Raw genomic sequence first — 16,351 nt, forward strand, 5'->3', positions numbered from 1 at the left:
GTTACGCATGACCAGAAACCCTCCCGGAAAAAGTGCTAAAAGTTCGAACCGGCATTGGTTCGATCACTGACTTAAGCGACGTCCCAATGTGATTCCCGTCACAGCGCCCACTGGACAACTGCAAGAAAAAAGGAACAATCAGTGCATCGCTCACTGGTGGCTTCGGGAGGCGCCCGAAATCAAGCGGTTGGGCCGGATTCAGGGACGGCCCCGGATTCAGGGACTGGCGTAGGGCGGTTTTGGCGGGCAGCTCTCGGTGGAGCCAGGCGAGCAGATGGGAAACTGTCGCACTTGGGCCGGTAAACTAGTCCGGGTTCGAAGGCCACGCCTTTGCCGGACATGTCGCATCGGCTCCAGGCGCGACCGACCGGCGAATCAGAGAATTTCACCAGGCCCCGAATCGGAGACCCGCAACTGAGCAACACAATCGCAGCGGCCATTCCACCGCCCGACCGGCAGGCAGTGACAAGGCTGTTGTCTGCGTGGCAGTCAGGGGACACTCGCGCCCTGGAACGACTGACGCCGCTCATATACGAGGAGCTGCGTAACCGCGCCCGCCGCTATATGAAACGCGAGCGGCCGGGCCACACCTTGCAGGCCACCGCCGTCGTCCACGAAGCATTCGTCAAGCTCGTCGAGATGAATGTGTCGTGGCAGGACCGCGCTCATTTCTTCGCCGTGGCCGCGCGCCAGATGCGTCGCATCCTGGTGGACCACGCCAAGACGCGCTTTCGCGAGAAGCGCGGCGGCACCACCACCGGCTCGCTCGAAGATTTCGATGTGCTCGATCTCGGCCCCGCCACCGCGGGCGACATCGACGTGCTGGAGATCGACGAGGCCTTGCAGCGCCTGTCGGGCAACAATCCGCGGCTGGCCGAGATGGTCGAGCTGCATTATTTCGGCGGGCTCACCTACCAGGAGCTGTCGGAGACCTTGAAGGTGTCCGAAGCCACCGTCGATCGCGAGATCCGGCTGGCCAAGGCCTGGATCCTGCGTCAGATCCGACCGCAACGGAATCGCGAACCCGAAGCGTCATGACCGAGCGGCAGCCAGGGAAGATCGCCGACGAGCGTTGGGAACGTCTGCAGGACTTGTTTTCCCGCGCGGTCGAGCTGCCCGAAAACGAGCGCGAAGCTTTCATTACTGCCGAGACCGGCGCCGACAAAGATCTGCGCGACGAACTGCTCGAGCTGCTGGCTTGTGACACCGGCCAGTCCACCGGCCCGCTGACCCACGCACTCGGCGCCGCCATCGACGCCACCACCCGCGATCGCCGCAAAGCGCTGATCGGCCGCGTGGTCGGCAATTACAAACTGGTTTCGATTCTCGGCCATGGCGGCACCGGCACGGTGTATCTGGGCGAGCGCGCCGATCGTCAATATTCCGCGCAGGTCGCGGTCAAGATCGTCGATAGCGCACCCATGCACGGCGACCTCGGCATGCGCTTTCGCGCCGAGCGCCAGATTCTCGCGAGCCTGAATCACGCCAACATCGCCCGCCTGCTGGACGCGGGCGAGACCACCGAAGGCCACCCGTTCCTTATCATGGAATATGTCCATGGCGAACCGGTGGATCGCTATTGCGACCGGCAACAGCTGGGTCTCACCGAACGGCTGAATCTGTTCCTGGAAATCTGCAACGCGGTTCAGTACGCCCACCAGAACCTGGTAGTGCATCGTGACCTGAAGCCCGCCAACATCCTGGTCACGGCCGAAGGCTCGCCAAAACTGCTGGATTTCGGCATCGCCAAGCTGCTCGATACCGGCGACGCCGCCGCCATGCTGGCGCTGACGCGCATGAACGACCGATTGCTCACGCCCGAGTACGCGAGCCCGGAACAGATCCTGGGTCGGCAGGTCACCACCGCCAGCGACGTGTATGCGCTAGGCGTGGTGTTATATGAATTGCTCACCGGCCTGCGCCCGTACACCGTGCCGTCCTCGGCCAGCCAGCTCGAGCTGGAACGATCCATCTGCATCAGCGATCCGCAGCGACCCAGCACCTCGGTCCGCAAGGCCATCGAGTCCGAACAGCCCGAAGGCGAATCGACCATCGGCGCGATCGCGCTCGCCCGCAATCTGCAGCCGGATCGCTTGCACAAACGTTTGCTCGGCGACATCGACGCCATCGTCATGCGAGCGTTGCGCAAGGAGCCGCAGCATCGTTACGGCTCGGTCGAACAGCTCGCGGCCGACGTGCGGCGCTTCCTGTCGCGCGAGCCGGTGCTCGCCCGCCAGGGCAACTGGATCTATTACTCGCAACGTTTCGTGCGCCGGCACGCGCTCGGCGTTTCGACCGGCGTGTTCCTGATGTTGATGATCGTGGCGTTCGCGGTCGCGATGTCGATCCAGAACCAGCGCATCGCCGCCGAGCGCGACAAAGCGGCGAACGAAAGCAAATCGGCGCAGGCGGTTTCGGAGTTCATGCTGAACGTGTTCTCCGCCGCCGAGCCGTACAACGCGCAAGGCCGGGAAATCAGCGCGCGCGAGGTGCTTGAGAAGTCGGGCCGCACCGTGCGCGCCGACCGCGGCATGAATCCCGAAGTGCGTGCGCGACTGCTGGCTTCAATCGGTCGCGCATTTCGTCGCAGCGGCGACCCGGAGCGCTCGCTGAGTTATCTCGAAGACGCCGTGCACTTGCGACGACAGATGCCCGACGGCGGCGGACTGGCCGCGGCCGAGGACATGTCGGAGCTCGCTGTCACGTTGCGCACGCTGGGCGATTTTCCCGGCTCCGATAAAGTGCTGCGCGAAGCCATGCTTCTATGCGAGCGGCTCGGCGAACAGAAAACGCCGATCTACGCCACGCTGCTGATGAATCGCGGCCGCGTCGAGTTCCAGAGCGGCAACGTGCTCGGCGCGCGTCGTTCCTTCGAACAGAGCCTGGCGCTCAATCGCCAGGTGCGCGGCCCGCACGATCACGAAGTGGCGGTGGTGTTGTTGGAGCTGTCACAGGTCTTCATGTGGATGGACGATACGCCGTCCGTGGAGCGCGTGACGCGGCAGGCTGTCGATATCTTTCGTGTCGCCACCCCGCGTTTGCATCCGGACCGCGTGCTCGCAGAAACACGCCTCGGCGAAGCGCTGCTGATGCAAGGTCGCTACGACGAAGCCAGCGAATTGTTCGAAGTGTCGCTGGAAAACCAGAAGATCCTGTTCGGCGAGAACAGTCGGCAGGTCGCCGAGGTACTCGACTCCCTTCGCCATATTCGCGCCGCGCAGGGCCAGATGGCGGAGGCCGAGCAGTTCGCGGCTGACGCGCTCGATGCGATGGTGAATGCGCTGGGCGCCGAGCACGGGTACACACCTTATTTCCGGACCGCGTACGCCTCGGCGCTGATGAAGCGTGGCAAATACACTGAAGCGGAACGAGAGCTGCGGCACTCGCTCGCCACGCTGGAAAAGACTCGTCCGGCCGATCACCAATATGTATGCTCCGCCGAACATATGCTCGGCGAAGTGCTGCTCGAGACCAGCCGACTGAACGACGCCGAAGCGATGTTGACGGCGGCCATGAATCGATGGAAGCGCACCGATGCGCCGGCGTGGCGATCGGCACGTTCCGCCAGCGCACTCGGCGAAGTTCTGTTCAAGCAAGGTCGCATGCGCGAGGCGGAGGCTTACCTCACGCGCTCATATAGCGAGCTCGCGGCGGACGACAGCGCCGATCGCGAAACACGCATCAAGGCGCGCCAGCGCGTCGAACAGTTCTACATCGCCAACGGACAACGCGAAAAACTCAAGGAACTGATGCTGGCCACCAGCGGCACCTCGCCCAGCAAGTCTTCTTCCCGGGCCAATTGAACGCACGAGGCAACCCGGCCTCGGCCTGAACGTTCTCCTTCTGTTACAGTCTGACTGCTAGGACTCACTTGTAGGAGTGACGGCAACGATGCTCACACGATTTCGACAGTTCGCGCCCTGGTTCGCGGTGTTTGTGCTTTCCTGCGCCATGGGCGCCAGCGCCATGGCAGGCGAGCGCCAGGATGCGCGCCTGCTCACCTCGACCCAGGTGCTGAGCGAGCTGATGCGGATGCCCGAGCAGAATATTCCTACCTGGTTGCTGGAACGGGCTTACGCGGTCGCGGTGATTCCCAGCGTCATCAAGGTGGGCCTCGGCATCGGCGGTCGCCGCGGTAAAGGCGTGCTGGTGGTGCGCAAGGACACGGGCCAGTGGAGCAATCCGATTTTCATCAACCTGACCGGCGGCAGCTTCGGCTTTCAGGTGGGCGTGCAATCGGCCGACGTGGTGCTGGTGTTCACCTCGAAGCAAAGCATCGAAGGCATCGTCGGCGGCAAAGTGACGCTGGGCGCCGACGCGTCGGTGGCGGCAGGTCCGATCGGGCGACAGAGCTCGGCGGCCACCGACATCGGTTTGACGGCGCAGGTGTATTCGTATTCGCGCGCCAGCGGCCTGTTCGCGGGCGTGGCGCTGGATGGTTCGGCTATCACTATCGACAGCAACTCGAACGAAGCCTTCTATAAGCGGCCCGGCATTCTCGCCAGCGAGATCATTCGCTCCGACGCGCCGGCGGCGCCGTCCCCAGCGGATCAGTTCATCGCGGCGGTTCAGCAGTCGGCCACCGGTGGCGCACCGGCTCCCAGCAGCGCACCGCCAGCCCAGCCGGCCGGGCAGCCGGCCGCGCCGAGCTCGACGGCCAGCAGTTCCGCTCCCGCCAGCAGCGGCGTACAGACCTACCCGATGGAAGATCCCAACCCGGGTCAGGAACCGCCGCAATAGCGGTTCAGGCAATCCGCGCCGCGGGCGTTCCGAACTCGCGGCGAGTGGGCGCATCTAATCCGCCTGAAGCGCGGCGGTCCCACCGCCCCCCGGTCGTGCACAGTTTGCGAAGTGGGGGCATCCAGATATGATCCCGCGCGACCCGACAAGGCAGTTGGCATTCTTACAGCGCAACGAGATTGCAATGAAATCGACTCATTTTTCGCGTCACACGAGCATTCGCAGGCGCCATGTGGCGCGCGGCTTCACGCTCATCGAGATCATGGTCGTGGTGGTGATCCTGGGCATTCTGGCCGCGATCGTCGCGCCCAACGTCATGCGCCGGATCGACGATGCGCAGCTCACCAAAGTGGCCAGCGACATCCGCACCATCGAGACCGCGCTGAATCTGTACCGCATGGACAACTTCCGTTATCCGACCACCGAGCAGGGCATCAAGGCCTTGTACGAGAAGCCGAACGATTCGAGCGTGCGCAACTGGAAGCCGGGCGGTTACCTCGATCCGACCGCGCGCAAGGATCCCTGGGGCAACGACTATCGCTACGTCTACCCGGGCACGCACGGCAAGGAGTTCGATCTGTTCACCTACGGCGCCGACAACCAGGAAGGCGGCGAAGGCCTGGATGCGGACATCGGCAACTGGGTGCAGGACAAGCAGTAACAAACGCCGACTGACAGCGGCGAGGCGGGCGCTCTAGAATGCTCGCGTATGAGCGCCTATACCGAGCAAGCGCCGGCGCGCGCCGAAGTCGACGCCTTCTCCGGCGTGACCGTCCTGCAGTTCGGCACCAACTGGTGCGGCTTTTGTAACGCAGCCGAGCCGCACATCGCGCAGGCGTTGCAAGAGTTTCGCGTCACCCATCCCGAGCTGCGTCACTTCAAAGTCGAAGACGGTCCCGGACGTCCGCTCGGGCGCTCCTTCAAAGTGAAGTTGTGGCCGACGGTGATCTTCATCAAAGACGGCGCGGAGCGCGCACGCGTGGTTCGGCCCGACTCGGCCGAAGCCGTCACCGACGCCGCCCGCCAGCTCGATCTGCCGTGAACTCCACAGGCGCCGCGCATTGAAGGCCTTGCCTGGGTGAGCACGTGACCACCGCGTCCTCGCCTGGCGTGCAACGTTACCTGCCCTGGCTGGTCGGCCTGGTGCTGTTCATGGAACAGCTCGATTCGACCATCGTGAACACTGCCGTGCCGACCATGGCGCGCAGTCTCGGTGTCACGCCGCTCAGTCTCAAAGCCATCGTCACCAGTTACATCCTGGCGCTTGCCATCGGCATTCCCGTGAGCGGCTGGCTCGCCGATCGCTTCGGCACGCGCAAGGTGTTCACGGCGGCCGTCGCAATCTTCACTGTGGCCTCCATCATGTGTGGCCTGGCGTTGAATGCGCCGATGCTGGTGGTTGCACGCATCCTGCAGGGGTTGGGCGCGGCGATGATGACGCCCGTCGGCCGGCTCGCCATCGTGCGAACGTTTCCTCGTTCGCAGCTGCTCGACAAAATGAACTTCGTGATCATTCCTGCGCTGATCGGTCCTCTGCTCGGCCCCACGGTCGGCGGCTTGATCGTGCACTGGTGGTCATGGCGCGAGATCTTTTTCGTTAACGTGCCGGTCGGGATCGCGGCGCTCTGGATGATTCGACATCACATGCCGGACTATCGCAGCGACGCGCCGCGGCCGCTGGATGTCACAGGACTGATCTTGTTCTGCTCGGGCGCAGCGTTGCTGTCGTGGTTGCTCGAAGTGTTCGGTGAGCATCGTCTCGATGCGGCGGCCAGCACGCTGCTGTTGTTACTTTCGTTTGCGCTGCTGGGCGCGTATGCCTGGCATGCGAATCGGAGCGCCGCGCCGCTGCTGAATCTGCGGCTGTTCAAAGTGCGTACGTTCCGAGTTTCAGTGGGCGGCGGTCTCTTGACACGACTCGGCATCGGCGGCCTGCCCTTTCTGCTACCCCTGTTCTATCAGCTGGGCTTGGGCTTCCCTGCGTGGCAGTCGGGGCTGCTCATGGCGCCTTCGGCAGTCGCGGCGATGGTGGTCAAGGCGCTGGCGCCTCACCTGCTGCGGCGCTTCGGTTATCGACGCATGCTCACCGTAAACACGGTGTTCATGGGAGTGGTCATCGGGTTGTTCGCGCTGGTGGATCGGAGCACGCCGATCGCCGTCATCGTCGCGCTGGCCTTTTTGGTGGGCTCGGCCAATTCGATCCAGTTCTCCAGCATGAACTCGCTGGCTTTCGCCGACATCGACGATCGCAGTTCCAGCATGGCCAACACCATCGCCAGCTCCATGCAGCAGCTGTCGATGAGTTTCGGGCTCGCTTGCGGCTCGCTGCTGGCGGGCTGGTATCTCGGCGGTCTGCCGCAGACGGATCAGGTCGCGGTCATCCAAGCCTTGCACGCCGCGTTGCTCACATTGGGAGCGGCGACCATCGTGTCGTCGCTCAGTTTCTGGGCGCTGAAGCCGACCGACGGTCACGCGCTGATCGATAAATCCGCGGCGCCGGTCGGCACGCGCGAGCCAGCATCGAATTGATCTTCCGAAAGCGGCTCGCGCGCTTGTTTACTGACGCGCCGTGTTTAGCGACGAGCCGTGTCTATCGACGATCCATGTTTATTGACGAGCCAGGGTCTTGAGCAGGCTGTCCCAATGCGCGAGCGCACCGTCGATGGCCGACACTGGCACGCGCTCGTTCAAGCCATGCGCGAATTCGTCGGAGTCCTTCATGAACAGACCCGAGACGCCATAGCTCGGCACACCCAAAGCACGGAAGTGCATGCTGTCGGTCGCACCCGCGGACATCGACGGCACGATGGACAATCCAGGGAAGCGCGCGTGCACGGCCTTGGTGACCGCGTTCATCACGTCCTTCCGCAACGGCGATGCATCGCTCACGACCGAACCCGACCCCGGCAGCGTGATGGCGATGTCCGGATCCGCCGCGATGTCGGTGAGCGTCTTCTGAACTTCTTCGACCGAGACGCCCGGGAAGATACGGCAGTTGATGTTCGCGACCGCCTTCTGCGGCAAAGCATTCGGCGCGTGACCACCTTCGATCTGCGTAGCCACGCAAGTGGTGCGCAGCTGACCGACGTAGTTGGGATCGGCGGACAGAGTGGCGATGGCCTGCGCATCTTGCGGATCGGCCAGGTACGCCTTGATGGCCTCGGCGATCGGACCGGACAGCTTCGGCAGGCTCTGCTTGAAGTACGCCATGGTCAGCTCGTTGCGCATGACTGGAAACTCATACTCGGCGATGCGATCGAGCGCGCGCGCCAGCTGATTGATGGCGTTGGGTTTGGTCGGCCGGCTGGAGTGGCCGCCCGGATTGGTGACCGTCAGCTTGTAGTCGGCATAGGACTTCTCGCCGGCCTGCAGGCCGTACACCACGGGCTCGCCTTCTTCAGACAACAAGCCGCCGCCCGCATCGCCATTCAACACCAGCTCGGCATGCTTGAACTGAGCGGCCAGCTTCTGAGTGCTGACCATTGCGGTTTCCTCGTCGCCCGACAGCGCGAGGATCACGTCGCGCTTGGGCTTCCAACCCTGGCGCTTCAGCTTGGCCAGCGTGGCGGTGACCATGGAGATGTCGAACTTGTTATCCACCGAGCCGCGACCGAACACATAGCCGTTCTCGATCACCGGCGTGAACGGATCGCGCTCCCAGTCCTCGCGCCTGGCTTCCACCACGTCCATGTGACCGATCACCAGCAGCGGCTTTTTCTTGCTGTCCGTGCCCCGATAACGAGCGACCAATGTCGCGGTGTTGGCAACGGGTTCGATCGTGATGTCGGCGGCGGCGAAGCCTGCGTCGACCAGCACGCTCTTGAGGTATTCGGCATAGGCAGGCACCTGGCCGGCGCCGTCCACGGTTTTGAAAGCGATGGACTTCTGCAGAATCTCCAGCGCCTGGTCGTGCAGCGCCTGATCCACTGCCGGCGCCCTGGCCGCCATTGCGCCCGCGGCAAAGGTCGCAGCCGCGCAGCCAATCAGCATCGAGACATAATGTTTGAGTTGCAAACGGGACTTCACTTCGAACCTCGCGGGAAGCGCCATGGCCATGGCAAGCGGGGATTGTGGCACGGGTGGGTTCAATCCGGCAGCGACACCCGCTCGACCAGGAAATCCATGAACACACGCACGCGCGCCGCCAGGCGAGCGTGGCCAATGTAGAGAGCATGGACATCTTCGCTATCGGCCTTGAGGTAGTTCTGTAACAGCGGCACGAGCCGGCCGGCGCGCACGTCAGCACCGATCAAAAAATCCCCCAGGCGCGCGATACCCGCGCCGCCGAGGCACATGAGTCGTAGCGCCTCGCCGGAGTTGCCCATGAAATTGCCGGCCACGTGATATTGCCTGCTCCGAGCGCCGGCAAGGAAAGTCCAACCTTCCACCGAGCGGCGGTAGTTGAAGTTCAAGCAGTTGTGCTGCTCGAGATCAGCGGGCGTCTGCGGCGTGCCGTGACGTTGCAGATAATCGGGCGCGGCGGCCACGATCCAGCGACTACTACCGAGCTTCCGGGCACGAAGCGACGAGTCGCGCAGTGGGCCATGTCGAATGGCCACATCGGTGCGCTCGCCCACCAGATCCACCAGAGCGTCGCTGAGCGACAGATCCACCGTGATCTTCGGATATCGCTGCAAGAACTCCGGTAGCGCCGGCAACAGCTGATGAATGCCGAAAGGCGTTGACGCACTCACCCGCAGGCGGCCGCGCGGCTCGCTCTTGTCGGCGGCGAACGAACGCTCCAGCTCATCCAGATCCAGCAGCAGCTTCTGAGCCTGCGCGCGGAACCGGTCGCCCTCCGGGGTGACCGAGAGCGACCGAGTAGTACGCGTCAGCAGCCGCACGCCGAGACGAGCTTCGAGCCTCGCCACGCTGCGACTCACGGCGGAAGGTGTTTGCCGCAGAGTCTTCGCCGCGGCGGCGAAGCTGCCACCCTCCACGGTGCGTAAAAAGGCTTCGATTTCGCCGGTTCTATTGTCCATGGGATCCTGCTCAGAACAGCTCGACACGCAATCGTGCGAGCGGGATTCGTTCATTGAATGCACGACGGTCGTGTGCAAGGACATTCTTATCAGCAATCCAGAGCGCCCGCATCATTGCCGTCCCGCAACTTCCCGAGACCTCTCATGCCCCTGGCTTTGTATGCGCTTGCGGTCGGCGCCTTTGGAATCGGCGTCACCGAATTTGTGATCATGGGATTGCTGCTGGAAGTCAGCGGCGACTTGAATGTTTCGATCTCCGCCGCCGGCATGTTGATCTCCGGCTACGCGCTGGGCGTCATGGCGGGCGCTCCGGTGATGACGGTGGTCACAGCGCGCTGGCCGCGCAAGGCCACGCTGCTTGCGCTGATGGCGATCTTTACTTTGGGCAATCTCGCGTGCGCGCTTGCGCCGAGCTACTTCGGATTGCTGGCAGCACGCGTGCTGACCGCATTCGCGCACGGGACATTCTTCGGCGTCGGTTCGGTGGTCGCAACCCAACTGGTCGCGCCTCAACAGCGAGCGTCAGCCATCGCCATCATGTTCACCGGTTTGACCATCGCGACCGTGCTCGGAGTGCCGTTCGGCACCTGGTTGGGCCAGATAGCGGGCTGGCGCGCTACGTTTTGGGCGGTGGTGGGCATCGGCGTTTTTGCTCTGGCCGTGATCGCTCTACTCGTGCCTCGCGATGCAGGCAAGGTTGAGGAAGGCGACTGGCGTCGCGATGTTCGCGCGCTCGCCCGTGGGCCCGTGGCGCTCGCGCTGCTGACGACGGTATTTGGGTTCGGCGGCATGTTCGTCGTGTTCACGTATATCGCTCCTCTGCTGACTCAGCTGACACACTTCAGCGAACGGGCGGTGTCATTGGTGTTGTTTGTATTCGGCGGTGGCCTGGTCGTCGGGAACATCGTCGGCGGCAAGCTGGCGGATCGTCATCTCGAGGCGACGCTGATCGGCTCGCTACTGGCGCTCGCAGCGGTGCTCGGGCTGATGACGTTCGCAGTCCACCACCCAGTGGCCATGGTGATCTTCATCGCCCTGCTCGGCGTTGCTTCGTTTGCTACGGTCCCGCCGCTGCAGATGTGGGTGCTCGAGAGATCCAGTGGCGCGGGGCAAAGCCTGGCGTCGAGCTTCAATATCGGGGCTTTCAACCTCGGCAACGCGCTCGGCGCGTGGCTTGGCGGCACGGTGATCGATCATGGACCCGGCTTGAATGCGCTGCCGTGGGCAGCCGCGCTGCTGCCGCTGATTGCCGCAGCACTCGCGCTGAAGGGCCTCAGGAGTTCACGAGAGCCGGTGCCCGCTTGCTGACCGGCGCTCTGGTCCAAAGCGGCGACTATCCGGTCGCCGCTAACGTCACCACGCCACTGACGATGAGCACGGCGCCGGTCAGACGCACCGGCGTCACTTGTTCCCTGAGCAGCCGTGCGCCGAAGTACGTGCCGATCAATGTGGCCAGCTCACGCATGGGCGCGACGTGGCCGATCGGTGCATGTTTCATCGCGTACAACACGAGGATGTAGCCGAGTGGTCCAAGCACCGCGACGATCAAAATCGGTGAGCGATACTTGTTGGCCTCGGCGATCAAGTTGACGCGATCCCGGAGCGCCATGGGCGCGAGCACGCCGAGTCGCAGCAAGTTGCCGGTGAAGTCGACCAGAAACGGCGAGAGCATCAGCGTCTTCACCGCCCAGCCATCGTTGATGGTGTAGCCGGCAATGAAAAAGCCAGTGAGGATGCCCAGCGCGATGCCGGCGCGCGGCGCTTTGTGCGGCTCACTGGTCAGCCCCGACACCATGAGGATGCCGCCGACGATCAACAGCACGCCGAGCACGGAGAGCGCGCTGGCCGGCTCGTTCAATAGAAAGGTTGCGGCAAAAAACGACAGCAGTGGGCCCGTGCCGCGCGCCAATGGGTACACCAACGACAGATCCGAAACGCGATAGCCCGCCTGCAACGTGAGCGAATAGCCCATGTGCAGGACGCCGGTCATGAGCAACGCCACCCAATGCGCCGTTTCCAACTGCGGGCGTTCGGAGATCAGCACCCAAATTACCGCTGGCGCATACAAAACGACCGAGCCGAGCGAGTACAGCCACACGAAATGACGCGAGCCCGCGGCTCGCTTGGCGGCCAGGTTCCAGGTGGCGTGAGTGAGTGCCGCCAGCAGGACGGCAGCGATCGCGAGCGGATGCATGAGGGCGCGATTCTAACATCGGGAGCCCGCTCAGTCGGGTGACAGCGCCTTGATGATGGCGCTGATCGCGCGTTGGATGATGCCGACGGGGCTCACGACGAAGCTGTTGGTGGCGATTTCCCTCGGATCGTCGCCGGCTTTTTGTAGCAGCCGGTCCAGTTGCGCCAGATCTTCAGGCGAGAGCACCAGGCTGGCTTCATTGGGCTGAAAGGAGGCGCCCACGGGGAATTGCTCGCCGGTGCGTGACAACTCGATGTGAGTCCCCATGACGGCCGTGACCGGATTGGTCCGCGTGAACTCGACCATACGCCGCACGGTGGCTTTGTAGGCCGGCCAGTCCCACACGTACAAGCGGCCTGGATACACGCTGTCGCCGGTCAGCAGCCAACCGGTGCGTGAATCGAACACCACCAGACTCTCGGCCTGATGCCCTGGTGCGGGCAGAACGGTGAGCACGCGCCCGCCCAGATCGATGGTGGCCGCGCCTCGGGGCCAAGCGGTGAAGCCGAAGAAGTTTCGTACTGCTTCGTTGGTGGGCTCGACCAGGGTCACACCCGGCTTGCCGCGGAATTGCGCATCGCCGGCGGTGTGATCGCCGTGGCTGTGCGAATGGGTGACCAACAGTTTGAGCTGCGGATTGCCGCGCTGCTGGATGAGCTTGCGAATCGTTTCATACACCGGGAACTGGGCGGCGTCCTCAGTGGCGCCAGTGTCCTGAATGAACGCGGTGTGCTGGCCGAACAGCACATACATGAACGGCGCTTCGAAGTTGAGGCACTTGTTCTGTCTCAATATGTAGGTGTCGGCCTCGAAACGGTACACCTCCAGCGGCGGATCCCGATTGGTATCGCAATCTTCCGAGCCGTGGATCCAGACTTTGTTTCGGAGCTGGCCGAGATCGCCAACTTCGCTGGCCGCCACATTCAACGTGAACAGCAGCGCCACGCTCCCCAGCATCGCTCGTCCGATGTGCCAACTCGCCATGGCCCCTCCTGGCTTCGGAACGGATCGTACCGACGCGGAATGATACTGCGACAAGTTTCGGAGTGTGCGGCGTCGAGTACGGCGGCAAGCTCGTGTCACTCGCCGACCAGGTAATCCGTCATGCACTTCCAGATCTCCGGTCTTCCCCTGAGCCCTTTCGCACCGCTGTTCGCAATGTCCGATCACGAGTTGGCGCGTCACGACGCCCTCAGAGTGATCGCCGATCGACGCCCCGGCTTTCCCTGCCGGATCAGTCTGCAAGACGCCGAGATCGGCGAGCGGCTCATCCTGCTCAATTACGAGCACCTCGCCGTCGCCTCGCCCTATCGCTCACGCCACGCCATCTACGTGCGCGAAGCCGCCGTCGAAGCGCGACTCGACCTCGACCAGGTGCCCGAACAACTTCGCTCTCGACTGTTGTCCATTCGCGCTTTCGACGACAGCGGCATGATGAAAGCCGCTGAAGTGGCTCCAGGCACCGCCCTCGAACACGTCATCGGGCAACTCTTGGCCGCCCCCGACGTAACTTATCTACACATCCACAATGCCAAACCCGGCTGCTACGCCGCTCGGGTAGACCGGGCATAACTTCGCAGCAAAGGGTGACGAGGCGGGATCAACCCGCCTCGCCGCCTGCGGCCAGGTCGTGAGGGAAGCGGTCGCGAGTCGAGGGGGCGCCGACGATGCCGCCGGACTGGCGTTCGAACAAACGCCGGTACTGGCCATGCGAGCGACGCAGCAGCATTTCGTGGCTGCCCTCCTCCACGATGCGACCGCGGTCGAACACGAGGATGCGATCCATCGCGCGCACCGTCGACAGACGATGGGCGATGACGATGGACGTGCGGCTGGACATCAGGCGATCCATCGCTTCCTGGATCAGCGCTTCGGATTCGGAGTCGAGGCTGGAAGTGGCCTCATCCAGAATCAGAATGGGCGCATCCGCCAGAAACGCTCGCGCCAACGCCACACGCTGACGTTCGCCACCGGACAGCTTCACGCCGCGCTCACCGACCAGCGTCTGGTAACCACGCGGCAATCGCACGATGAAATCGTGAGCATTCGCCAACCGGGCCGCCCGCTCTATTTCCGCCAGCGTCGCATCCGGCCGCGCATATGAAATGTTCTCGGCCAGGCTGCGATGAAACAGAATGGGCTCCTGCTGCACGATCGCGATCTGCGAACGCAACGACTCCTGCGTGGCGTGCGCGACATCCTGCCCGTCGATCAGGATGCGGCCTTCGGTCACGTCGTACAGCCGTTGGATCAGCTTCACGAAGGTGGTTTTACCCGAGCCCGAATGGCCAACCAGACCGATGCGCTCGCCCGGCGCGATACGAACATTCAAGTCGCGATACAGCGGCGTGTGCTGACCGGCGTAACAGAACGTCACGTGATCGAAACGCACCTCGCCGGCCTCGATGCGCAAAGGCCGCGCGCCCGGCGAGTCCGCCACACCCAGAGGTTCGGAGTGCAGCTGAACCATCTCTTCCATGTCGTTCACCGAGCGCTGCAGGTGGTGCACGTGCTGACCGATGTCACGCAGATAGCCGTGCACGACGAAGTAAGTCGTGAGCACATACGTGATCTCACCGGGCGTCGCACGTCCCTGCCACCACAGCCAGAGTGCCGTTCCCGTCACCGCCGACCGAACCAGCCAGAGCAATGCCAGCTGTCCAGTGCCGCTGTAGGTATGAAACATCCAGGTGCGCTCGGTGCGTCGTGACCATTTGTTCACGACGCGCCCCAGCCGCGCGTCCTCACGCGCCTCTGCACCGAATGATTTCACGACCGCGTTCGCGCCGAGCGCGTCCGCGAGCACGCCGCCCACACGCGTATCCTGAGCGTTGGACAAACGAGAAGCTGGCGCAATGATGCGCGTTGCCAGCAAGACCGTCATTGCAACGTACGCGATCGAGCCGAGCGCCATCACCAGGCCCATGACCGGCCACCGCTGCCCGAGCAGCAGCACCGTTCCCACCAGCACCACCACCGAAGGCAGCAACGCGAGCAACAGCACGTCGTTGATCATGTCCAATGCCCACATGCCGCGAGTGATCTTGCGCACGGTGGAACCGGCAAAACTGTTGTTGTGCCAGTCGGTCGAGAAACGCTGCACGCGATGAAACGCACCTTGCGCCACTTTGCGCATGATGCTCAGGGTGAATGGCACGACGCCCCACCAGGCGAGATGGCGCAGCACCACCATTGCCAGGCCGAGCAGCACCATCGCCAGAAAAGAATGGATCGCGACATCGACCGCGTCCCGCCCCTGCGCGAGCGCATCGACCAGGCGGCCGGCATACACCGGAACGATGACTTCCGTCAGCGTCGCCAGCATCATCGCGACGGCCACGCCGATCGCCAGGCCCTTGTGGGCAGCCCAGTGCCGGAACGTGAAAAACAGCACATTACGCAGGACTTGCGAGCCCTGGGCGCGAGATTTGACCATGTTTGAGCGAGCGCGTTGCCGCGCTGTCCTTGAGAAAACGACTGACCTGAGGATGCGGCGGGCCAACTTCAAGTTGGGGCCGCGGGACGGGCTGACCGAGCTCCGGAGCTACCGGGTACGCATGGTCGGGAGGTGCTTGCTGGATGGATTCATCGGCGCCCTCCTCTTATAGCCAGGTCAATGACGGGACGAGCATTGAATCATTGTTGCCCGTTCCGGGCAAGCCCAGCTCAGCGTTTCAGCGCGTTTTGCAACGATTGCAAGTACAGCGGACTGGTCGCGAGATCGTTGTGCCCGACGCCCGGTATCAACTGCAGGCTCGCGACGCCCGGCTGAAACCGACCATACAAATCCTCACTGCTCGCGCGAGGAATGATCTCATCATGCTCCGCCACGACCAGCGTGCTAGGCACCGTGATGAGTGGCGCATACCGCCAGGACTCATAGCGATCCTGCAGCAGCCACTTCACTGGAAACATCGGAAACTGCCGCGCCCCCAGGTCCGCAATGCTCGAATACGGAGTAATCAGCACCAGCCGCGATGCGGGACGCTGACTGGCCAGGCGAATCGCAACCCCCGACCCCAGGCTGCGCCCCATCACCGTGACATCGGCATGCCTTGCGTGGACGTAGTCGAACAACGCCAGCGCGTCCTGATGCAGAACCAGCTCGCTGGGGCTGCCCGAGCTGCCGCCGTAACCCCGGTAGTTCATCAGGAAAAGCGCGTGATCGGGAAACGCAGCGGAGAACGACGGCATGTTGTGCGTAACGTCTTCGCCATTGCCGCCGAAGTAGACGATCGCCTTCAGCCCGTCGTGCGGACGAACGCTCACCACCAGCTCGGCGCCTTCCACCGACAGGGCCAGTGTCTGCGATGTTTCGCCCGGCAATCTCGGCTGCGGGTAGTACAGTAACGAGCGCTGAAAAAAGAACAAAGCCGCGCACAGGCCGACGTACACGACGACTGCGAAGATCACCCAGTCGAGCACGGGTTTCACG

14 protein-coding genes are annotated in these 16,351 nt (G+C 63.4%); 8 read left to right on the forward strand and 6 right to left on the reverse strand.

Going from position 1 to position 16,351, the window contains the following annotated elements:
• The first annotated feature begins 462 nt into the window (after window positions 1-462).
• The 6 genes from JM946_RS21550 (at window position 463) to JM946_RS21575 (ending at window position 7,269) form a co-directional block, all read left to right on the forward strand.
• Complete coding sequence (locus JM946_RS21550) at window positions 463-1,038, forward strand: ECF-type sigma factor (RefSeq protein WP_203169441.1); 576 nt, start codon at window positions 463-465, stop codon at window positions 1,036-1,038.
• Window positions 1,035-3,803 (forward strand): serine/threonine-protein kinase, encoded by a 2,769-nt coding sequence (locus JM946_RS21555; protein WP_203169442.1) that lies wholly within the window; start codon window positions 1,035-1,037, stop codon window positions 3,801-3,803. The genes JM946_RS21550 and JM946_RS21555 overlap by 4 nt, the downstream gene beginning before the upstream one ends.
• 88 nt (window positions 3,804-3,891) lie before the next feature.
• Window positions 3,892-4,740 carry a lipid-binding SYLF domain-containing protein gene (locus JM946_RS21560; RefSeq protein WP_203169443.1) on the forward strand — a complete coding sequence of 283 codons (849 nt, stop codon included), beginning with the start codon at window positions 3,892-3,894 and terminating at the stop codon, window positions 4,738-4,740.
• A 184-nt stretch (window positions 4,741-4,924) separates the two neighbouring features.
• Window positions 4,925-5,401: a type II secretion system major pseudopilin GspG gene (gene gspG, locus JM946_RS21565; RefSeq protein ID WP_203169444.1), complete on the forward strand. Its 477-nt coding sequence runs from the start codon at window positions 4,925-4,927 to the stop codon at window positions 5,399-5,401.
• 48 nt (window positions 5,402-5,449) lie between these two features.
• The gene (locus JM946_RS21570; protein WP_203169445.1) at window positions 5,450-5,782 is read left to right on the forward strand and encodes a thioredoxin family protein; all 333 of its coding nucleotides are present in this window, start codon (window positions 5,450-5,452) and stop codon (window positions 5,780-5,782) included.
• A gap of 44 nt (window positions 5,783-5,826) precedes the next feature.
• The gene (locus JM946_RS21575; protein ID WP_203169446.1) at window positions 5,827-7,269 is read left to right on the forward strand and encodes a DHA2 family efflux MFS transporter permease subunit; all 1,443 of its coding nucleotides are present in this window, start codon (window positions 5,827-5,829) and stop codon (window positions 7,267-7,269) included.
• Window positions 7,270-7,347: 78 nt separating this feature from the next.
• On the opposite strand, the gene JM946_RS21580 is transcribed toward JM946_RS21575, so the two are convergent.
• Together JM946_RS21580 and JM946_RS21585 are read right to left on the reverse strand one after the other, a co-directional pair.
• Window positions 7,348-8,730 (reverse strand): M20/M25/M40 family metallo-hydrolase, encoded by a 1,383-nt coding sequence (locus tag JM946_RS21580; protein WP_269141082.1) that lies wholly within the window; start codon window positions 8,728-8,730, stop codon window positions 7,348-7,350.
• 95 nt (window positions 8,731-8,825) lie between these two features.
• A complete protein-coding gene (locus tag JM946_RS21585; RefSeq protein ID WP_203169448.1) occupies window positions 8,826-9,722 on the reverse strand; it encodes a LysR family transcriptional regulator in 897 nt (298 codons plus the stop codon).
• A 144-nt stretch (window positions 9,723-9,866) separates the two neighbouring features.
• Between JM946_RS21585 and JM946_RS21590 the strand changes: the two genes are divergently transcribed.
• Window positions 9,867-11,030, forward strand: a complete 1,164-nt coding sequence (locus tag JM946_RS21590) for an MFS transporter (RefSeq protein ID WP_203169449.1) — start codon at window positions 9,867-9,869, stop codon at window positions 11,028-11,030.
• Window positions 11,031-11,055: 25 nt separating this feature from the next.
• Here JM946_RS21590 and JM946_RS21595 read toward each other — a convergent pair whose 3' ends face one another.
• The gene (locus JM946_RS21595) at window positions 11,056-11,916 is read right to left on the reverse strand and encodes a DMT family transporter (RefSeq protein ID WP_203169450.1); all 861 of its coding nucleotides are present in this window, start codon (window positions 11,914-11,916) and stop codon (window positions 11,056-11,058) included.
• A 30-nt stretch (window positions 11,917-11,946) separates the two neighbouring features.
• On the reverse strand, window positions 11,947-12,900 hold the full coding sequence (locus tag JM946_RS21600) for an MBL fold metallo-hydrolase (protein WP_203169451.1): 954 nt from the start codon (window positions 12,898-12,900) through the stop codon (window positions 11,947-11,949).
• A 120-nt stretch (window positions 12,901-13,020) separates the two neighbouring features.
• Here JM946_RS21600 and JM946_RS21605 point away from each other — a divergent pair, with 120 nt between their 5' ends.
• The gene (locus JM946_RS21605; protein ID WP_203169452.1) at window positions 13,021-13,488 is read left to right on the forward strand and encodes a DUF1203 domain-containing protein; all 468 of its coding nucleotides are present in this window, start codon (window positions 13,021-13,023) and stop codon (window positions 13,486-13,488) included.
• A gap of 28 nt (window positions 13,489-13,516) precedes the next feature.
• On the opposite strand, the gene JM946_RS21610 is transcribed toward JM946_RS21605, so the two are convergent.
• Both JM946_RS21610 and JM946_RS30620 read right to left on the reverse strand, forming a co-directional pair.
• Window positions 13,517-15,352: an ABC transporter ATP-binding protein gene (locus tag JM946_RS21610; RefSeq protein ID WP_203169453.1), complete on the reverse strand. Its 1,836-nt coding sequence runs from the start codon at window positions 15,350-15,352 to the stop codon at window positions 13,517-13,519.
• A gap of 230 nt (window positions 15,353-15,582) precedes the next feature.
• Window positions 15,583-16,350 (reverse strand): alpha/beta hydrolase, encoded by a 768-nt coding sequence (locus JM946_RS30620; protein WP_203169454.1) that lies wholly within the window; start codon window positions 16,348-16,350, stop codon window positions 15,583-15,585.
• Window position 16,351: the final 1 nt, after the last annotated feature.

It is taken from the genome of Steroidobacter gossypii, from assembly GCF_016801985.1.
Taxonomy (GTDB): Bacteria; Pseudomonadota; Gammaproteobacteria; order Steroidobacterales; family Steroidobacteraceae; genus Steroidobacter; species Steroidobacter gossypii.

Excerpts from the sequence above, each read along its gene's own strand:
- JM946_RS21555 (WP_203169442.1), top strand. The coding sequence starts at position 1,035 with ATGACCGAGCGGCAGCCAGGGAAGATCGCCGACGAGCGTTGGGAACGT.
- JM946_RS21560 (WP_203169443.1), top strand. The coding sequence starts at position 3,892 with ATGCTCACACGATTTCGACAGTTCGCGCCCTGGTTCGCGGTGTTTGTG.
- gspG (WP_203169444.1), top strand. The coding sequence starts at position 4,925 with ATGAAATCGACTCATTTTTCGCGTCACACGAGCATTCGCAGGCGCCAT.
- JM946_RS21570 (WP_203169445.1), top strand. The coding sequence starts at position 5,450 with ATGAGCGCCTATACCGAGCAAGCGCCGGCGCGCGCCGAAGTCGACGCC.
- JM946_RS21580 (WP_269141082.1), bottom strand. The coding sequence starts at position 8,730 with ATGCTGATTGGCTGCGCGGCTGCGACCTTTGCCGCGGGCGCAATGGCG.
- JM946_RS21585 (WP_203169448.1), bottom strand. The coding sequence starts at position 9,722 with ATGGACAATAGAACCGGCGAAATCGAAGCCTTTTTACGCACCGTGGAG.
- JM946_RS21590 (WP_203169449.1), top strand. The coding sequence starts at position 9,867 with ATGCCCCTGGCTTTGTATGCGCTTGCGGTCGGCGCCTTTGGAATCGGC.
- JM946_RS21595 (WP_203169450.1), bottom strand. The coding sequence starts at position 11,916 with ATGCATCCGCTCGCGATCGCTGCCGTCCTGCTGGCGGCACTCACTCAC.
- JM946_RS21600 (WP_203169451.1), bottom strand. The coding sequence starts at position 12,900 with ATGGCGAGTTGGCACATCGGACGAGCGATGCTGGGGAGCGTGGCGCTG.
- JM946_RS21605 (WP_203169452.1), top strand. The coding sequence starts at position 13,021 with ATGCACTTCCAGATCTCCGGTCTTCCCCTGAGCCCTTTCGCACCGCTG.
- JM946_RS21610 (WP_203169453.1), bottom strand. The coding sequence starts at position 15,352 with ATGGTCAAATCTCGCGCCCAGGGCTCGCAAGTCCTGCGTAATGTGCTG.